Source organism: Streptomyces cupreus (genome assembly GCF_014257025.1).
Lineage (GTDB): Bacteria > Actinomycetota > Actinomycetes > Streptomycetales > Streptomycetaceae > Streptomyces > Streptomyces cupreus.
Map to the genome: position 1 here is coordinate 13,861 of NZ_JACMSF010000009.1, position 20,252 is coordinate 34,112.

At 68.2% G+C, this 20,252-nt stretch carries 7 protein-coding genes; 2 read left to right on the forward strand and 5 right to left on the reverse strand.

All coding sequences use genetic code 11. From position 1 onward, the window contains the following. Window positions 1-186: 186 nt before the first annotated feature. Window positions 187-1,179 (forward strand): PIN domain-containing protein, encoded by a 993-nt coding sequence (locus H4N64_RS10890; protein WP_186282022.1) that lies wholly within the window; start codon window positions 187-189, stop codon window positions 1,177-1,179. Window positions 1,180-1,548: 369 nt separating this feature from the next. Next, the gene (locus H4N64_RS10895; protein ID WP_186282023.1) at window positions 1,549-1,734 is read left to right on the forward strand and encodes a hypothetical protein; all 186 of its coding nucleotides are present in this window, start codon (window positions 1,549-1,551) and stop codon (window positions 1,732-1,734) included. An 85-nt stretch (window positions 1,735-1,819) separates the two neighbouring features. Here the strand turns inward: H4N64_RS10895 and H4N64_RS10900 are convergent, their stop codons facing one another. From H4N64_RS10900 to H4N64_RS10920, 5 genes are all read right to left on the reverse strand, one after another. After that, window positions 1,820-2,362 carry a hypothetical protein gene (locus H4N64_RS10900; RefSeq protein ID WP_186282024.1) on the reverse strand — a complete coding sequence of 181 codons (543 nt, stop codon included), beginning with the start codon at window positions 2,360-2,362 and terminating at the stop codon, window positions 1,820-1,822. A 192-nt stretch (window positions 2,363-2,554) separates the two neighbouring features. Next, window positions 2,555-4,867, reverse strand: a complete 2,313-nt coding sequence (locus H4N64_RS10905; RefSeq protein WP_186282025.1) for a UvrD-helicase domain-containing protein — start codon at window positions 4,865-4,867, stop codon at window positions 2,555-2,557. Next, window positions 4,864-11,577 (reverse strand): DEAD/DEAH box helicase, encoded by a 6,714-nt coding sequence (locus H4N64_RS10910; protein ID WP_186282026.1) that lies wholly within the window; start codon window positions 11,575-11,577, stop codon window positions 4,864-4,866. The genes H4N64_RS10905 and H4N64_RS10910 overlap by 4 nt, the downstream gene beginning before the upstream one ends. Continuing rightward, on the reverse strand, window positions 11,574-17,072 hold the full coding sequence (locus tag H4N64_RS10915) for a hypothetical protein (RefSeq protein WP_186282027.1): 5,499 nt from the start codon (window positions 17,070-17,072) through the stop codon (window positions 11,574-11,576). The genes H4N64_RS10910 and H4N64_RS10915 overlap by 4 nt, the downstream gene beginning before the upstream one ends. Then, complete coding sequence (locus H4N64_RS10920) at window positions 17,069-20,245, reverse strand: SNF2-related protein (protein ID WP_186282028.1); 3,177 nt, start codon at window positions 20,243-20,245, stop codon at window positions 17,069-17,071. Before H4N64_RS10920 ends, H4N64_RS10915 begins: the two co-directional genes overlap by 4 nt. Window positions 20,246-20,252: the final 7 nt, after the last annotated feature.

Consider the following 20,252-nt stretch of genomic DNA (forward strand, 5'->3'; position numbering starts at 1 on the left):
CCCGAAGGAAAAATACCGCTCGGCTGCGATCTGCGTGCGGATCTCCGCGCTGGTGATGTACACAGAGCAGTCCCGGCACATGCTCCGCCGACCCACGGGACGGGGGCGGCAGAGCACGTGCGGGTTGGCATCTCCCCGGGCGGAAATTGCGTTCACGGACATGCTGAAGGGGCCTACGCTCCCGTCATGTACAGCAGCGCGTCTGACCGTCCGCGTCCTTTGACCGGCGGATTCCGGCTCGGGGTCTTCGACACGTCGGTGCTCACCTCGGACATCACCGCGGCGTTGGGCCGTGGCCGACCGTCCTCGATCCTGGACGGGATGCGGCACGGGACGCTGCGCGGCTTCATCCCGCACTACGTGTGGGCGGAGGTACCGCGCGTGCTGGCCGACCGCAAGCGTGAGGGCGGCACCTTCGACCTCGCGAAGGCGGAGGAGATGTGGTGGCGGGAGTACGTGCCACTGCTGCATGTCGTCTCAGTGTCCGGGCTGCCCATGACGGCAGCTGCCGACAAGCTTGCCCAGGAGGACCTCAGCGATGTCGGCATCCTCCAACTCGCGGGCATCCTCGCTCCCGTCGTACTTCTCGCCGCCGACCCAGACTTGATCCGCCACGACGTCGCCGTACGGGACTGGGGAGCAGTGCGGGCCCTGCTCGGCAAGATCGGCAACGCCGAGAACGGGATCCAGGGCAGCACCACCGCGGTCATGGGCACCGGCTACGCCGTGGTTGGTACGGTCCGTCTGGCCCGCGCCCACCCGGTGGCCACCGGTGTGCTCGCGACCGCCGCCAGCATCTACGCGTACCGCCATCGCGTCCGGTTCGCGGGCAACGGCCGCGCGACGCTGGCACGGTTCGGTGCAGAAGCCCTGAGGGTTCTGGGCGAGCCCTTCGTCCAACACGAGGTGCACGTCCGCAGGTGGAGAGAGGCCGAACGCGGCACCGCAGGAAGTGACTTGCTCTCCCAGGTCGCTCGGCTGCTTGCCCGCGCACCCGAACCGATGACCCGCACCGACATCCTCGCCGCCCTCCCCGCACCCGCGCACGAGCCTCACCGTCGGCAGATGGATGGACTGGGCCGTCTGCTGCAGCGCTTCCCCGCCTTCCACCAGGCGGCACCAGGCAGATGGCAGGTCGGAAGGACCAACGTGCAGATCACGGCCCCTCCGTGGGCATAGCGGTGTCCGATCGTGTGACTCCCAAGGGTGTTCTCACGACTCCTGCGGGTGCCGGATTGGCATTCCCGTCATAGGTGGGTGCAGGATGCGCAGCGAAGGATCCATCGTCAACTGCCGTCCCAATGAGGCAATTCGGCATCATGGATCTCTTCGCGGGGGGGCGGCGGTCCAAACCAGGGCGCGCACTCTCCGTTCGACCACCGTGGTCCCCGATAGGTAAATGGGGAGCCCCGAAGGACGCACCCAAGCTTTGGACGGCGGAGGGTACGGCCGAGGACTCCCCTGCGTCGTATCGGGATCACATCAGCACGAGCGAAATCACGAGAGATGAATCCTGAACCGACACCTCGGAACGGTACACCAAGGGAAATGACGTCCCGTTCTGCCCAGGTCAGCCAGGCGGCTTCTGCCATCACCGCACTGTTGGCGATGGTGGCGATCTGCCTCCTGGCGGCGCGCGGGCATACGGCACAGATCCCTGCTGTGGCGTGGTTCGGCGGCACTGTCGTCGCCGGTGGCACGATCATGAGCGTGACTGTCCACATCCGCCGCTGACCGCAAGCGCGGAGCACGCGATCGGTCCGTCCCAGGCATCTCGGGTGCACGGGCGGGCCGATCGCCGTCTACGGGAGCGGACTTGCTATGGCTCCTCTGTTCCCAGAGCCCTCCGGGCGGCCTGCTGGAAGGCTCGGTCCGGAGCGCGTTTGGCCTGCCAAGCCTGCTGGAAGCGGTCGGAGTACTCATCGAGTCGGCCGTGTCCCTCCCGTCGGGCCGCCGCGAACCAGTCCATCCCCGCCCTCTCCCATTCGTACATGGCCACGCGCAGTTCCTCGGCCGCCTCCGCGGCCGTTACCGGCCCGGCGACGGCAACGGCCGCGACCGCGGTGCTGAACTGGGTCCACGCCTCATGTACCTCCGCGAAGGCGGCCCGCCACTGCTCCGGCGTGGACTGCTCGTTCCACACGACGTCGGAAAACCGCCACCACGCATTCGACAACAGCTTCGTACTTGCAATGCACGCTCCGTACGCTTCCCGACGCGCGACTTCGCGCCGATACTCCCGGTCGGCCTGCAACTGCCGTTGCTGCTGCCGCCCTTGCCCGAGTGCGGAGATCCAACCGCCGGCCACAGCCCCCAGCGCGCCAACCGCCGCGCCCACCAGTCCCACCACGCTCGCGTCCATCACCGGGCATTAGATCGCGAGGTCCGTGCTACGGCCAGAGTGCCCGCCAGGAGGCGGGCCATGCAGCGTGAACCGATCCGGGTCTGAAGAAGGTGGCGGACTGTCCCGAGATGGATGAAGCGGTCCGCGGCGTGGGCACCCACAGCGGCGCTGCCCCATGGCAGTGCTCGCAGCGGCACAGATCAACCAGGCCTACAACGGCAGGAACGGGCTCGGCCTGCCGTGCCAGGAGATGCGCAATGCGTCGCGGGCTCGGGTGGTGGCGACAAAGAGCTGATTGCGGCTCTTCTTGAGTTCGCGTTCGTACCGCTTGGGGTCGGTCGTCTCGTACTTCTCGACGACAGCGGTGCGCGGCAGGATGCCGTCGCTCGCGCCGATGACCGCGAGCTTCTGGTACTCAAGTCCCTTGAAGCGGTGCATCGTTCCGATGTGGACCTCGCCACCGCCCTGCGGGCCGTCCTTGGTGAGGGTCGCCGTGGTGATGCCGTGCTTCGTCTCCAGGTCGGCCGCGACGCGGCCAGCCATGTCGCCGTCGGCGACGCAGACGGCCATGGTGCCGCTGGGGTCGCGTACGGTGCCGTCCTCGGTGGGCTGCGTGATGTCCGCGCGCCACTGCTTGAGGGCTTCGGCGAGCTGAGTGATCTCGTCGGTCCAGTCGGCGCAGGCGACGTACTCGGGGGCGGGGCCGTGCAGCAGGGAGTGGTAGCCGTCGAGGGTATCGGTGCCGTCGTCGAGGTCGTCGTAAGTGCCCCCACGGACGACCTTGGCGGCCTGGTCGAGGATCTCCTGGGTGGTGCGGTAGCTCAGCGTCAGTTTCGAGGAGCGGCCACCGCGAATGTTGATGCCGACGGTGGAGAGGGTGACTTGCCGGTCGTAGATCCGCTGATGGGTGTCGCTGGCGATGAACAGGTCGTCAGGGCCGGATGCGGCCATGGCGCGCAGCATCTTCCAGTGGGCGGGGCTGAGGTCCTGGGCCTCGTCGACGACGATGTGACGGTAGCGGTGACGCAGGTAGCGCATCGCGGAGCTGTTGTCGTCGAGGTGGGCCAGGTCGCCGCCGCCGATGTCGGCCTTGCGCTCGGCCCGCGTCTGGATCTTGCGGGCGCGTTCCATCTCGTACCGCGCCGCGCGCTCGGCAGCCTGGGCCCAGGTCTCCCGGCCCATGCCGTTGAGGCGCAGGGCGAACTGTTCGAGCAGTTTCCAGACGACAGCGCGTTCGGGGCGGTTGAGGGCGCGGCCCATACCGGCGCGACGGGCCTTGAAGTAGTCCTGGCGGGTGGCGAGGGACTGGCCGAGGACGATCTGCTCCCATTCGTCGAAGAGGAACTCGGCGTCCCAGCGCTGCTCGTCGTGTTCGAAGAGGACCTCGCGCAGCACATCCAGAGCTCGGTCGTCGGTGATCAGGCTGCGCTGCGCGCCGGGCGCGGTGTTCTCGTTGAGGACGCTCTGGGCGAGCTGGTCGATGTGCTTGATGTCGACGCGGCCGAGCAGCGCTGGGTCCATGAGCGAGGTGAGTCGGGAGCGCAGGTCGGCGGTGAGGTTCTTGGTGTACGTGGTCAGCAGGATCGGCTTGCCGTGGCCGGGCGGCAGAGCTGCGGCGAGGCGGGCGACGCGGTGCAGGGCGACGATGGTCTTGCCGGTGCCGGGGCCGCCGCTGACCCGGCCGGGGCCGCTGTAGTTCCGTTCGACGATCTTGCGCTGGGTGGGGTGGAGGTAGACCTTCCAGGCTCGGAAGTCGCCCTCGGCCAGGACGTTGCGGATGTCGTCGTCGACCGTGGTGACCGCGGTACGGGTGAGGGCCGCTGCCATGTCGTTCTCGAAGCCCGGTTCGAGCTCGGTGGAGGCGGGCTGGGTGATCTCGCGTTCGACCTCGTCGACGGACATGCCGGAGCCGAGGCCGGTGAGGACCTCGGCGGTCAGGCGCGGGGCGCCGGCGATGAGCTGGTCGAGTTCCTCGTCGGTCGTGACGGCGAGGGCCGGGCCGATGAGGGCGTCGGCGACACCGAGCCGGCGCAGGTCCTCGGGGGTGCAGCCGATGAGGAGCGGTTCGGCGGGGGCGGCCGGTTGTGGCGTCACGACGGGGGCGGGCGTGGGCTCGGCCGGTGCCGGGTGCTCGTCCTTGGCTGGCGTGAGTTGGAGTCCCGCGCGCTGGAGGACGCTCTGACCGACGACGCCGAGGTCGACGAACTCGATCTCGCCGGTGATCCGGTTGATGGCGACGGTGAGTTCTTCGTAGACGTCCTTGCGGTGGCGGACGGCGACGATCAGCCACTGCTGGACGCCATCGGCGCCGACCCCGGCCCGGGCCAGCAACGCCCGGTACGAACGGTCGATCTTGGCGCGGAAGATCCGGCTGTCGCCCTTGAGAGGCTTGAGGTCGAGGCTGGGGTGATCGGGGTCGAGACGGAACTGGTGGCAGAAGTCGTAGAACTTCGTCTTGACCGACGAGTCCATCTTGTAGAGCTCGTTTTCGGCCTTCTGGTAGAGGCTCAGGCGTGCGGTCATCGTGCGGCACTCTGTTCTTCGGAGTCGGGACGGGCGGTGGCGTCGGGGAGCACGCCCAGCAGAGCATCGAGATCGGCGAGCCAGTCGTCGGCCGAGCGGATGGTGAACCCGGCGTCACGGTAGGCGCTCCAGGTCTTGTCGCTCTCCTCGTCCTCCTGGTCGTACGGCTCGGCCATGACGGCGATCCGCGGGGTGCCGTGGTCCCAGACGAAGTCGGCGAGCCAACCGCGTTCGCCGAGCTCGTAGCCGTAAGCGGGGGCCTTCTTGCCGCCGTCGGCCAAGACGTGGGCGAGGCGGGTGAGGGGGGAGTCGGGGTCGTCCTCGTCGAGGTATTCGAGGATCTCCTGGTCCCACAGCAGATCCCGCACCGCTGCTTCGAGAGGAGTCTCGTTGGAGGCTTCCGCGGGTACGGGCTGCGGTGCGGGTGTGCCGGTGCCGTACCGCACCACGAGGGATTCGAGTTCACCGAGGCCGCCGAAGGCCTTGAGGACAGAGATGTCGAAGCCGGCTGCGGTGGCTGTGGTGAGTTGAATGCCGTCGCCGCCGTCGTGGGCGAGGAACTGCAGGATGTTGGACCACTGGAGCCAGGCACGCCAGCGCGACTTGTGTTCGGGCGTGCCGAGCTGGTCGGGTGCGGTGTCGTCGAGGCAGGCCAGGGCGGACCAGCGGCTGGTGGCCGCGTCGACGAGGAAAGCGATGGGGAGACCGGACTGGTCGCAGGTCTGGAACAGGTTAAGCGTGCCGGTGCCCTGGACGGGCGCCGGGTCGATGCCGTCGGTGCGGCCCCAGGCGTCGAGAAGGCCGCTGAGCGTCTGGCGCGTCTGGTCGGGGGTGCCGCTGCCGACGAGGATCTCCTGGCCGGTCCCAAGGAGCCCGCCGACCATGGCTGATGCCCGCCTGCCCCAGGCCGCGTCGTCCGGGTTGCGCAGGTAGGCGAGGAGCATGGTCATCGGGTCGGTGAAGGCGGTGGTCGCGAGGTCGTCGCCGCCACGGTCGGCGTAGAGCTGTTTGGCGAGGTCCTGGGCGCTGCGCGGGTAGGGCGGCCACACCGGCTCGGCCGCTTCCCGCCCCGCGGCGGACTCCGCCGTGTTCGTCTGCCGCTCGAAGGCGTCGAGGTCGTCCCAGGTGAGCTGGAAGACTGCGCGCCCCTCGGCCCGGAGCCGGTTGCGCTTGTCGGCGTCGCCGGCGAGCCGGTTGTGTCGGCGGGTGGCGTGGAAGCGGTGTCCGTCGAGGTAGACGGTGATCTTCTGCTTGGGGCCGTCGACGCGTTCGAAGGTGAAGTCGGTACGGGTGTAGCCCTCGTTGCGCTGGGCGGTCAGACGCCAGCCGTGCACGGTGCCGACCTCGTCGAGACGCAGGTAGGCGCTGTTGTCGCCGCTCTCCTCCAGCACGGCGTCGCCGCGCTGTCCGGCCCACCCGCGCAGGGCCTTGAGGAAGCGTGCCTCCAGGTCGGACTCGACCTGTCCGTCGAGACCGATCTGATCGGTGTTGCCGACCTTCTTGGTGTCCCAGGCGTCGGTGTCGGTGCCCAGGAGTTCGTCGAGGATCTCCAGGGCGGCCTGGCGGGAGACGCGCTCGATGTACTGCTCGTCGGCGTAGAGGTACAGACAGCGGTGGCAGGCCGGCCCGCCCTCCTCGTTGCAGGGGCACTCCACGAGCAGTCGGCGCGCGCCTTCGAGCACCTGTCGGAAGGCGGCGGGGTCGGTGAGCCGGTCCAGGTAGCCGGTGCCGTGCGGGAGACGGTCGTACAGGACGAGGAAGTGCCGTTTCTCCGCGGTGTCGCGGTCCGGCATGGTGGCGAGGGTGGTGGCGAGGTGTTGAGGGTCGCCGCCGAAGGCGCCGTCCACGCCCAGGCGCAGGGCCGCCTGGAAGGAGTGGACCTTCTCCTCGACGAGGACGGTCGCGGCCGGCAGCAGGATGCGCAGGGCTTCGGTCTCCAGCTCGTGGGCGAGCAGGACCGGTTCCTGGGGTACGCCTTTCTTGCCGCGCCGCGACGGGCACCAGGGGGTGTGGTGCTTGAGTTCGCGCTGGCGGTTGGCGGAGTTGTCGACGGCGTCCCGGTCGTCGTCGAAGACCGGCCGTCCGTCGGCGCTCGCGGCTCCGCAGGCGGTGCACACGTGGAAGGGGGCGATGCGCACCGGCTTCCCGGCGAGCTGGTCGTTCTCCTGGGCGCCGATGCTGAGCGGTCCGGTGTTGATACGGCGGATGATGGCACGGCGGGTGTAGTCGACGCCGAAGATCTCTTTGGTGTGCCGCCAGGACTTGCCCTTGGCGAAGTGGTCGGGGTGGATGTCGACCATGTCGACGACGGTGTAGAAGCGGCGGTCGCGGTCGTCGCTCTCGTCGCCGATCCTGGCGTCCTCCCGCTTGTCGCGGGCTGTCACGACGCTGGGCTGGACGATCTGCCACAGGCTGCCGGAGTCGGCGATGCCCGTCTCCCCGCAGCGCGGGCAGGGCGTGATGTCGTTCTCGGCGTTCTGGGTGCGGACGTAGCCGCACGAGGGGCAGAAGCGCCAGTGGCGCCAGTCCTGGTCCCGGCCGGTGACGATGTCGATACCGGTGATCCGGTGCTTGTAGCCCTCGGCGTAGAAGGTGTTGCCAGGGGCGAGTTCGGACAGGGCGAAGCCGCGCGGTCGCCCGTAGGAGAACGACTTCGACTTGTAGCGGGGCCGGCCTTCCGGTGTGGTGCCCTCGGGCCAGAAGACGGTGGCGTCGAGGGTGGTCGTGGCGTCGATGAGGGCGTAGTTGGGCAGCAGGCCGAGGTCGCACAGCACGGTCTGGGCTGGCTGACGCTGCCGTGTGGCGCCCTGCTTGGAGATGGCGCCGAGCTCGGCCTCCAACTCCGCCTTTGTGCTGGCCTGTTCGTCGTCGCCGTCCTTGAGCTCATCGATCGCGGAGCGGATCGTACGGATACGGGTGCGCAGCTTCTGGTTCTCGCGCTCCCACTCCCGTTCGGCCTTCTCGATCGCGCTGCGGATGCCGCGGACCGCGTACTTCTCCAGCTCCTTCTTGGCGGTGTCGCTCACGCCGGTCGGGAACAGAGCGAGGAAGCCGGCGACGAGTTCCTCGCCGTGGGCGAGGGCGGCGTCGGTGAAGTCGGCGAGATAGCCGGAGGGACCGAAGAGCTCGTCGACCCGGCGCGACAGCGCGGCCAGCGGCCTGCCGTCCTCGCGCAGCAGTCGGCCGCGCGCCGCGAGATCGAGGAGGTGGGCGGTGTACTGGCGGCGCAGGATCTCGATGGCCGACAAATACGAGCCCGGCGGCACGATCCGTCCGTCGATCATGTCCCGCGGCCGGTCGAGGAAGTACAGGTCGCGGCGCTTGCGGTCGGGAATGGTCAGCAGGAAGGCGTTACCAGTACGGCGTCCGGCCCGACCCGCTTGCTGGGCGTAGTTGGCCGGACGGCGCGGCAGAGCTCCGAGGACGACAGCGGACAGGTCTCCGATGTCGATGCCCATCTCCAGGGTGGGCGTGCAGGACAGCACATTGGGGTCGTTGAATCCCTCGCCGTTGCGGAAGGCGTCCTCGACGCGTTCGCGCTTGCCGCGGGAGAGCAGACCAGTGTGCTCGGCGGTGATGACCTGGTAGGTGCCGGCTCGCCGGTACAGGCGGCGGTAGTAATCGTCGCGGTAGTCGCGGTCTCGGTCGTGCCGGTCCACGGTCTCTAGCCACCGGTCACCCGCGACCAGCCGCCCCTTCGCGCAGCGATACGCCTGGCAGGGCTGCCCGTGGTACTGGGCCAGCAGCGAGGGGTGGACGGTCTGTTCCCAGAAGCACTTCGGGCAGCGTACATACGCCTCGTTGACCTGGGCGTCGGTCAGCAACTGCAGCCGGATGGCGCCCGGTTGAAGGCCGTAGAGGCGGGCGGCCGTGTCGCTCGGGGTGCGCGCGGCGAGCAGCCCGGCGTCGGTGAGCCGGGGCAGCAGCCGAACCCAGAATTCGTCGGCCTGCTCGCGCGTCAAATCGAGGCAGCGCTGGGCCCAGGTCTGGTACCAGGACAGACGCCCGGCGGCGAAGTCGAACTCGCTGCTCGGCTTGGGCCGCGCGAGCAGGAAGGTCGGCGCGGAGACCCCCTTGGGGAAGGCCTTCATGCCCCGCGGGCGGCCGCCCCAGATGAAGTAACGGCTGGTGCCCGCCTCGTCGAGGAACTTCTCCAGCCACCGGTGCCCGACCGCCCCCCGCGTACGCAGCCGCTCCAACAGGCCGCGCAGGAAGGCCAGATAGCGGGCGTCGTCGTGCTCGGTGAGCGTCAACCCGCGGTGGGCGGCCTCTTCATGAGCGGCGCGCACGAGCGCCACGGCCGCCTGCTCGTCGGGGATGTCCACCCAGGCGGCTGCGGTACGGGTCAGTTCGAGGGTACGGCCGTTGCGGGAGCGGTGGCCGAACTCCATGACGGCCTCGAACGCGAACCGTTCGCCGATCAGGTCCCAGGTCTTCTTGTCCCCACCGCGCCCCTTGCCTGACAGCAGACGCGCAACACCCGTGTCGTCGTGCAGGTCCGGCGGGATGACGGCGGCGAGTGTCTCACGGTCTGTGGTGGCCGCGACGACATCGGCGACAAGGTCGTTGAGGGCACTGGGCCGCTGCTCGCTCAGATGCTTGGTAAACAGGGCCCGCAGGGAGAAGGTGTACGAGCGGGAGGCGACGAAACCGGCCCGGTGCGCGGCGTCCTGCACCGAGTCGTTGAACATCAGCGTCTTCGTCTCACGCTGCTTCTTGTCCATCTCCCCGCCGGTGAACAACTGGGTGACGGAGGCGGCGGCGAGGGCAGCAGCACCCGTACCGACAAAGCGGATCGCGTTGTGCGTGCCGCAGGCCGGGCACCAGTCATCCTTGGCGGCGCGCTCCGCGGTGTCGCCGAGCTGGACCAGGACGAAGGCGGAGTCGGGACCGGCGGGCGCCGGGTTGCCCTCGTCGTCGTAGTCGCCCTGGGGATCGGGCAGCCGCAGGCGCTGGGACAGGCCGTCGAGCACCATGAGCACACCCGCGCCGCCGGTGGTCAGCGACCTCTGCGCCGCCGGGTCCATGGCGGTACGGCCGTTGCCCTCACGGGCCTCGTTGTCGGTGGCCGCCACCAGGGTGCGCACCTTGGCCTTCTCGGCGGTGACGGTGGCCCGGCGGATCTTGTGAGCCTCGAAGTTCAGCTCCTCGAAGTCCGACTCGGGGGCGAGGACCGACCAGCCGGAACGCCCGCACTCGCGGCAGTACACCGCGGGCAGGAAGATCTTGGTGTCACGGGAGGTAGTGGTGTCCGGCGTCGTACGCGACTGACTCTGCGCCCCCGCCGTGTCCCACGCAAACTCGGCCTTCGGCCACGGCAGTACGCCACGCAGCATGCGCGTGACGGACCGCGCCCACTGATGCACCTCAACCTGGACGAAGGGGCGGATGAGCTCGGCCGGCGCGTCCGGGTCACGCGCCACAGACAGCAGCGCGACGAAGCGGGCGAGTGCCAGCGCAGCGATCTGAGGCCGTGTCGTGATCGCCTCGTCCCAGCTCTTCGCCCCACTGCGGCGCATCACGTCGAGCACCTCGTCGTAGGTGCGCACCGTGCCGTCGAAGGCGTTCAGGACGGCGTACGTGAGCCGGTTGCGCTTCAGTGCCGCGCCGAGGGCGACCGGATCGGTGATCCGGCTCCCGGTGACGGCCTCGGCAAGGTCCGCGAGTTCTTCGGCGCCGGACGCCGGGTCCGGCAGGGCGGTGAGTGTCTCAGGGGGCGTGGCCTGGCCGGGGAGGAATCGCGCGTCCGGGATCGACTCGTCCTCGCCGAGGATGAACTCGTCGACCGTCAGCCGGTCCTCACCGACGATCGCGTCCTCGGTGAACTCCGTGCCGAAGACGTTGGTGGCCACGGAGAGGAGTTGCTGTACCCCGTCCTCATCGGTGCCGGAGGCGAGGGTCGCGGAGGTGGCGACGGGGGTGATCGAGCCCAGCGGCTTGCCGGGCCGGTTGGCATCGACGGCGATGGCGAGGCGGCGTAGCAGCATGGCGACGTCGGTGCCCTGTGCGCCGTCGTAGGTGTGGAACTCGTCGACGACCACGTAGCGGATGTCGCTGCCGTCCCACAGCGGGGCGTCGGCGGCACGCTGGAGCAGCAGGTCGAGCATCTTGTAGTTGGTGATCAGGATGTCCGGCGGGGACAGCTGCATGTCCTGGCGGCGGGTGTAGACCCGGTCGTAGTGCGTCGCCGCCTTCTCACCGATGTACAGGCCGGCACGTACGCCACTCAACTCGTCGTAATCGGTGAGGAGTCCGTTGATACGGGCCGCCTGGTCGGTGGCCAGGGCGTTCATCGGGTAGAGGAAGACCGCCTTGACCCCCTTGTTCCCGGCCGCCCGCTCGCGGGCGCAGTGATCGAGAACGGGGTAGAGGAACGACTCGGTCTTGCCGGAACCTGTGCCTGTGGTGACCAGGGTGGGCTGGGGTGTGTGGCCGTCCTTGGAGGTGAGCCGGGCGAAGGCGCGAGCCTGGTGCGCGTACGGTGTCCAGCCGTCGGTACGGACCCAGTCCAGGTGCTGCTGCCAGCCGTCGTCGGCCGGGGTGAACGGGGTGCGCAGGCGGAGGTACGGGCCGCGGAACATACCCGTCGTCTCGTCCCCCAGGAAGGAGTTCAGGGCTTTTCGAGCGCCCTCGTCCGCGAGCCCGTACGTCGTGGACAGGTACTGGAGCAGGCTCTCCTTGAGTCCCTGTGCTTCGAGGGTTGGCCTCACGGGGTCGGGACCTCCATCTTCTCCGGGTCCCAGAGACCCTTAGCCACGGCTTCGTCGAGGCGCTGCTTGAAGTAGGCGTGGGCTTGTCGCATTTCGCGTTCGCGGTTCGCCTTGTAGAAGGGGGCGGTGTAGCCGTCGGGGAGGGGCGTGTCGGTGTTCGGGTCCTTCTCGTAGGCCTCGCGATATTTCTCGAACTGGGTCCAGTGGTCCTTGGTCTGGTCGAAGCCGTAGGTGTACCGGTCCCCGGCGATCTTCCTCTCGTTGGCATCGAACCAGGTCACCGGGTCGAAGTCCTGCGTAATCGGGTAACGGGCCCGGTACATGACGATGAGTGTGTCCGCGTCGATCCCGAGCCAGACGGCGACGAGCGCGTCGATCTCGACGAGGGCGGCACGGCGGGCGTACTCAGTACGGAGGGGCGTGTCCCGCTGCCAGGTGGGGGTGACGTTGTGCAGCTCGGTCTTGAGGTTGGGCCACTTGATCGCCCAGGGCTCGTAGCCGGGCCACTTGGGGTCGTAGAGCTCTTCCCACAGGTCGGCGTAGGCAGTCGTCAGAAGATTGAGGCGGAGGGTACGAAGGAGGAGGGCGGAGGCGAGGGGGTGTTCGCTCTGTGGTGCCGGAAGCCGCTTGGCCTGAGCAACGTCGAGGTGTCCGACTCCTGCGGTCCGAAGCAGGTAGTCGATGGGCAGCGCGGCCAGGAAGCCTGCGGTGAGAGCAGTGAGGCCCCTTGTCGCCAGTCGCGCGGAACGCACTGCGTGAATATGCGTTGTCCCAGGCGGAAGCAGCGCTCCATAGAGCGCACGCTCCGTGTCAGGCGCAACCCTCTCGCGCCACGCAACCCGAAAGTCTTCGCTGTACGGGTAACTCGCTTTGGCAAGCAGGAATTTCTCGACCTGCTCGTCCTCGACTTCCTCCGGCTGTACCTTGCGCTGCTCCGCAATCCGGAGCCGGGCCTGCGCCCTCTCTTCCTCGGACGCGAGCAGCGCCTCGTACCTCTCCCAGTCAGGCCACCTGTCTTGCTCGCCTAGGAACACGTCGTGGGGAGCCACGCACCGGTACTCCGACTCCGGCACCGCGTCGTCCGCGAGCCCCTTCGGGTCGAGGCCTCGTACCTCGCCTCCGCCCTGACTGGGCTGTTTGAACATTGGGTTGGCCACACCGATCTGCGGCCCCTTGAAGATGACCTCGTTCCACGCCTTCGCGTGGTAGTCCTCCTGGCCGTCGATGCCGGTGTTGTAGTCGATGAGTCGCTGATCCTTGTTCGGGCCGAACTTTGCCTTCTTGGCAGCACTTTCGTCATACCCACGGGTGATATCCGGGGACAGTGCACCGAGACGCAAGGGATAAGTACCAAGTGCGTCGATCGCCGGGTCCTCCGCTGTGCTCACCGGTGTGACGAGACGCGTGTGCTCCAGGGGCCCTTCATCACCTGCCAGTCGACGCCACCGCTTGAGGGTGGCCGAGGTCACGCGGACGACCCGCTTCGGGTGGGGACGTTCGTCCCAGTCGCCGTCGTATTTGACGCCGGGGTCGGTGCCCGTGTTCTCGGCGGAGGCAGACAAGCGAAGTGAGTCGACAGTGAAGAGCCAAGACAACGAGTCGAAGGAGATTTCGCCTTCGGCCCCGTAGATGTGCACGCCGAAGTGGCTCGACCGCCCCACCGGCGGCGGGAAGAACCGGTTGCCCGCGTTAACGAAGTCACCGTGCACCCGCAGTCGCCGGTACGCCGCTGCGCGCAGCGCGGCCTCCTTGTCCCCCGCGAAGTGGGTGTCTGGGTGCACCATCCCGGCGGCCCCGCCGCTCCCGGCGTGGTCCCACACCTCACACATGAATGCCCGATACAGATCCGGCTGGCTTCCCGAAATCAGCGGGTAGACGGGCGCCGCCGAGAGGTAGCTCGCCATCGTCACCGTGTTCGTCACCTCGCCGAGCAGGTACTCCTGAACCTCCTCTCGCGCGAGTTCAACATCCCGCCGCCGGTTCTTCTCCTCCGCCTTCGGCTTCTCCGTAAGCATGAACCACGGCTCATACTCCGCGAGGACCGGATTCTCCTTCCACTCCGGCCGCACCCATGGCGGATTACCCACCTGAAGGTCGAAGCCCCCCGCCTCACCGGTGAAGACACCAGCGAAGTCCAACTCCCAGTGCAGAAACCCCTGCTCCTCGGCAATATCGCGAACGACCCGCATCCACGGATACCGCGTCTCAACCGCCTTACGAGCGTCGTCCATACCCATCTCGGCCTGGATCAGGTCTTCGAGCTTCTTCAGCTCTTCCAGAGAGTCGACCGTCGTGGCAAAGGTGTCCTTCGGCACCGGTCCCGTGCCCAGCATGGACTCCAAGAAGGCGATCCAGTCGTCCAAGTCCGCCAGCGGAATGACATCGCGTCGGCGTACCGGTCCACTCGGCTTCTTGGGAGCGGAGGAGCCACGCTTCTTCTTGGCCGCCTTCTTCTCGGCCTCGTCGTCGCTCTCAGCCTCACCCAAGGAAATCTGGTCGCCCTCCATGCTGAACAGCAGGCCGGGCTCGAGGAACTGCGGCACAGGCCTCGGCTCGGGCGCGCGCTCCTCGACCTCCACTGCCGACCCGGCCACCGACGACAACAGTGCATCCAGGTCTGTCCCCGCCTGCGCTGTCACCACCGGAGCGGTGTCGTACTCCGCATCGGCCCCATCCAGCAGCCCCACCTTCTCCAGTGGCCAAAACCACAGCGCGCACCACGCGTCCATGACCTGCTTGAGCCGCCAGTACGGGGAGCCCTCCGCCGCAAAGAGGTCCTTGAAGACCTGCTCCTTGGTCAGCGGCAGGCTCTGGTCCGGGTTCTGCTTGTCACGGCGGAGGAAGGCGTACTCCTCCGCGTCTTCCTCACGATCCGTCCCCCACACATCGATGGTGCGGGCGATCTCTCGCTCGCTCAGCTCCATGCGCTTGGCGACCAGTTTCCACAGAAACTCGACGCGAAGGGCCGCAGCCTGCAACCGGGCGAGCTGGCTACCCTTGCCGCCTGTCGTCTTGGGCTTCGCCTTGATGCTGTTCTTCCACGCCTTCAGCTGCTCCAACTGCGGCAAGGCGAGCTGCTCCACCAGCTTCTTCGCATCCCCGCTCGCCCCCGCGACCGCACCCCACCCAGGCGTCGGCAGAAGGAACTGGTGCACAGCCCCGTTCGGCAGCGACTGCTCCGAGCTATCCCCAGCTGCCCGGAACGGCAGCTTGGTCGGCGTGTGCGCACCAATCGTCCGCTCCTTCTTGATGCGCTCGGCCTCGTACACCCAACGCCTGGCTCCGATAAGCGAGTTGCCCCGCCGCAGATGCAGTCCGAACCACGGCGCACGCATGCCGGGGTGCATGGTGTTGAGCCACAGCGACACCTCCGCAAGCTCCACACCCGTTGCGTTGAGGTCGATGCCGTACGCGTTGTGAAGGGCGATGTACGCCTTCACCTTCTGCTCGGCATCGAGCGTCTTCGACGTGTCCAGGCTGACGCCTAGCTCATCCTGACGGCGCCTCAGATACTCCTTGGCGACCTGGTTGATCGCCTCGTTGAGGAACGCGCCGGATCCCAGAGCCGGTTCGCAGATCGTGTAGCGCAGCAGCTCGCTCGCACGGGTCTTGACCGTGTTGCCGTCAGCGTCCTTCTCCTGGTCGAGGCGGTGCTTGAGCGCCAGCTCGACGGTGACCTTCGTAAGAGACTCAGGGGTGTAGTACGAGGCGGACGTCTCGCGGTCGCGGCCGGCCAGTCGGTAGACGAAGGTGCCCTTGTCGTACTTCTTGGGGCCACGCAGACCGTACTGTTCGGCGTCCAAGGCGGAGTACACAACGTACGTGTTCTCCCTGTACTTGGTCAGCCGGTCGGCGGGGATGAGCCAGGACCCCTTTTCGGGATCGCCGTACTGCTTGTCGCCCTTCTTCGCGCCGGGCTTGGCGACCTCGGCCAGCTCGTCCTTGGCGATGATGCCCGTGTAGGACATCAGGCCCTCGTAAACGGCGCCGAGCTGGTTGATGCCGAGGTTGCGGTAGGAGATGAAGCCGCCCTGTCTACCCTTCTGGCCAGCCTCCTTCATGGTCAGCAGGCGCAGCACCTGGTGCAACGCCGCATTGCGCAGCCGCAGGTCCAGCCACCGCGGCTGCTCGTCCCCATCCTCGTCCCAGTGGGGGTGGAGGATGCGGCGGCCGATGAGGGTGATCGCCTTAGGGTCGAACAGCTCGCTGCGCAGCGGCTCGAAGCGCAGTCCGCGAAGCTGGCTGCGTTCCTCGGCCGGCTTGTCGTCGTCTGCTTCGGTGCCGTGCGGGCGATGGCCGTAGTTGACCTTGTTGAAGAGCACATCGAGGGAGGCGTAGAGGTGGAAGCCGATCCGGCTGTCCTCCTCGACCAGCTTTCGCGCCCGCGCCACCAGTTCGCGCAGCCGGGCGATCGAGTACCCGGTCTGGTACGTCGAGTCGTCGGCGGGCAGGATGCCCAGTTCGGGGCGGGCCTCCGCGTAAAGGAGGAAGAGGATGCGGTAGAGGTAGCGCAGCGATTCGCGGGTGAGTTGCTTGGCGAACGGGCCCTTCTTGAGGTCCTCGATCTCCCGCGGCTCGACCTCTGCCTCGCGCAGGCGGGCGAGCACCTCGTTCGCGATGATTTCGACCGAGTGCTGGAGTCCCTTGCGCAGCTCGGAGTTGACGCCGACGGCGTTGTCGCGGGAGGCCTTGAGCAGGTCGTCGAGGCGTCGGCCCTTGCCGTCGGGGCGGGGCGCGAGCATGTCATGGGAGAAGAGGACGGCGAGGAGGGCGAGTTCGCCGGCCTTCGCCGTGTCGTTGCGGGCGAGAGCCGCGTCCAGGCTGGCGGCGAGATAGCGGCCTTCGGCCCAGGCGCCCCGGTCGGCGAGGACGAGTACGCCGCCGCAGAGCAGCAGGATGAAGCGGGGCGCGTCGCCGCCCGGCTCGTGCAGTTCGCTCTGGAAGAGCCAGCCCGCCAGCTTCTCGCCGACTTCGAGGAGGCCGTCGGCGGTCTTGAGGGGGTGGAGGAACTGTCCGGCCTCGTCGGGGTCGAGGGCGTCGTCGAGCTTGGCGGTCCAGCCGCAGTCGATGGCGAGGATGCCGTCTCCGTGCCAGGCGACCTGGAGTTCGTACTCCTTGCCCGCGTTGTGCACAGTGATCGGCTCGGGCCGGTCACCGCCGTAACCGAGGGCCTTGAGGACGGCGGTGTGCCAGGTGGTGAGGTGCTCGGCCCACTCGCCCGTGGGGTCGTCGTAGGTGCTGCCGAGTTCTTCCTGCTGGGCACGGGCGGCCAGGAAGGGACGCACGGTGGCCAGGTACTCACCGCGGAGCCGGGGGAGGAGTTCACGCGGAGTGGGCTGCGGGTCGTGGGGGTCGGTCTCGCGGCTGGTCCACAGGGTGAACAGGCCCTCGTCGCCCGCCTTGCTCTTCTTGAGGGTGTTCTCCAGCTCCTCGCTGAAGTAGTGGGCGGAGAGATACTCGCCGCGGTTGGCGAAGGAGTCGTAGGTGTAGCTCATCGTGCGGACTCCTCGGCGTGTGCAGCGGAGACGGTGGCAGGGTGGAGAGGTTCGAGGACGCCGAGGACCCGCAGCATCGGGTCGCCGTCGGTCCGCAGACGGCGTACGAGGGCGCGGCGGCGCTTGGCGGTGTCGTACACCTGCTTGCGACGACGCTCCTGGTTGCCGACGGCGATCAGGGCGCCCTGCTCCCAGACCTGCACCCGGTCCTCGTACGGGGCCAGGTAGGAGTCGACCTGCTTGTCGTAGTCGGCGCGGCGTTCACGCAGGTGGGTCTCGGCCGCATCGACAGCTGCGGGAACGAGTTCCTGGAGGAGGTCGGGGTCAACGGGCTGGGCGCGGCCGGGCATGTTGGGTCCCACGCCGCAAGCGGCGAGGAACGCCGAGTCCATGCGCCATACGCGAGGAGTGGCCCCGGCGAGGCCGGTGACGGCCATCCACTCCACGACCGTCGGCTTGCCCGCCGCGTTGGAGTAGACGCCCTGGAGGAGATAGACCGGGCCGGTCAGAGCCGAAGGAAGAGCGGCGTCGATCCGTTTGGCCTTGGCTACGTCTGGCTGGTAGGCGAGGACGAACGCCTCGTCGTACTTGAGCTTGGCGAGGACCTTGTCCGTCACCCAGTCGAGCACCGGGTGGATGTCGGAGACGTAGGAGACATTGGGCCACTGGGACGTGGGCTCGTCGGTCTTGCCCTGCTTGGCGTTGCGGGCGGCCTCCAGCCGGTCGGCAGCATACTGCTTGTCGAAGGTGATGCGCAGTGTGCCGTCGTACTTGGGCGTCGTGAGGATCTTCTCCTGCTCCAGATACGACTTCGGCAGCTCCCGGAAGCGGTACTGCAGGTCGTCGGGCGGGGTGAACTCGATGCGGCCGCCTGCCGTCTCGGGCTTCCAGTCGAGGGCCTCGCGCTCAGCCTGCGGGTAGATCAGGTCCACGGCGGTGTGGAAGTACGCCTTGGTGTCGGCGAACACATGGGGTACGTCGGCCTCGGGCACCGCGGCCGTGCCGAGAGTGGCCGGAGCGGCCGTCGGGTCAGCGAGCCGGGCGTTGGCGCCGGCGAGGAGCCCCGCGAGGACCCCGCCGGACTCCTGCTGGGACTGCTTGATGGAACGCTCGACGGTGCCGCCCTTGATGAGGTCGCGGGTGAGGCGGTCCTCTTCCTTCTTGTCGTCGTAGAGACCGGTGACGGCCTCGGCGCTGCCCTCGCCGGTCTCGATCTCGTGCGCCTGGGCCTCGCGGCGCAGCAGACGGGTGCCGACGAGCCGGTCGTCGAGCGTGAGCATCTCGCCGCTCTCCTCGTCGCGCCGCCAGGGCACGTCGGCAGTGAGGGTGAGCGCACGGAACTCGGGGCTGACCGCCTGCCCGTAACGGTCGATACGTCCGTTGCGCTGCTCGATGCGGATGAGGGACCAGGGCAGGTCGTAGTGGATGAGGTCGTGGCACTGGTGGTGCAGGTTGACGCCCTCGGAGGCGATGTCACCGGTGAACAGCAGCCGCACTGGCTCCTCGCGTCGGCCGAAGCGGTCGACGATCTCCCGCTGTTGCTGGTCGTTGGTGGTGTCGCCGTGCATGACCTCGACGGCGCCGTCGTACGCCTTCCAGGGACGCATCTTGTCAGGCTTGGCCATGTTCTTCTTCTTGAAGCCAAGCCGGGCCGGGACCTCCTGGGCCAGCCAGTCCAGGGTGTGGACCCGCTCGGAGAAGATCACGACGCGGCGCTCGGATTGCGGGCCGACGCCGAGGTCGTCCTTCAGCGTGCGGACGAGTGCGTCGAGCTTGGCGGAGTCCTGGTCGGTGAAGTCCGTGACCAGCGCCTCCAGCTCGGCGAGGGCCTTGCTCTCGGCGGCGAGAGCAGCGCGGCGCTCGGGGGTGTCCGGCGCGGTCTTGGCCTTGCCCTTCGCCGTGACGCTCTTCGGGTTGTCCAGATAGGCACGCCGGTTGGCCAGGGATTCACGCAGGGCGACGTGGGAGGAGAGGAACGCCTTCAGGAAGTTGTAGCCGACCAGGGGATCGGCGCAGACCGACGAACGGTTCGGGTCGCCCGGCGTCCATTCGCTCGCGAGCTTCTCCAGGACGGCGACCTCCCTCCGAGTCGCCGGAGCCGGCACCGGCAAGGAGTCGCCGCGTTCGGCCCAGGGCTTGTTCTTGAGGCCGTCGCGTACCTCGCGGTCGGACTTGGTGCGCCTGATGTAGAGGTGGTCGAGGTCGGCGACCTTGTAGTTCTTGGGGTCGGCGATCGCCGCCGGGTCGAGCATCCGGATCAGCTCGGCGAAGGACTCGGCGTCGCCGTTGTGCGGAGTGGCGGAGGCCAGGATCAGCGCATCGGTCTGCTCGGCGAGACGGCGGGCGAGGAGGTTGTTGCGGGTGCCCTTGTTCACGAGGTTGTGCGACTCGTCGATGACCACCGCGTCCCAGGTGATGTTCTCCAGGTGGTGGGCGTACGTCGCCGACTTGAGGGTGTCGACGGAGACGATGACGCGCTTGAAATGAGCGAACGGGTTCCGGCCCGCCGGGATCTCCTGCTGGATGCGCTGGATGCCGGTGGAGTCCAGGCGCACCAGCGGCAGAGCGAAGCGGGTCCACAGCTCGCGCTGGAACTGCTCCAGCACATGGGCGGGCGTGACCACGAGGATGCGCTCGCCGCGCCCGCGCCGGATCAGCTCCGAGAGCGTGATGCCGATCTCCAGCGTCTTGCCCAGCCCAACCACGTCAGCGATCAGCAGCCGGGGCTGCGGGTTGCGCATGGACAATGCCAGCTCGGCGGGGCGCAGCTGGTGCTCCTGCCGGTCCATGAGGAAGGAGTCGGCGAGTGCGATGCCGTGCTCGGTCTGCGGCAGCGCGGTCTTGCGGATCACCGCCTCCAGGTACAGGCGGGCCTTGGCGTGCCTGGAGGTGTCGTCGGGCACGAGCCGAGTCTTGCGCGGATCGAGTACGTCGATCTGGTCAAGGCCGGAGTAGAACACCGCGTCCGTGCCCCGGACGAACGAGGACACCCCGCTGACCTCGACCATCAGTCCGTCGCGGGACTCGTCGACGGACTTCACGAGCCACTGCTCATGGCGGATGCGCACCTGGGCGCCGGGCGCGAAGGTCGGCTTCGCACCGGCCGGGTACGCCGACCGCGCCGCATCGGCGTCGCGCGCCTCAGGAACCTCGGGCTGCATCGCCGTGGTCACGTGGTGC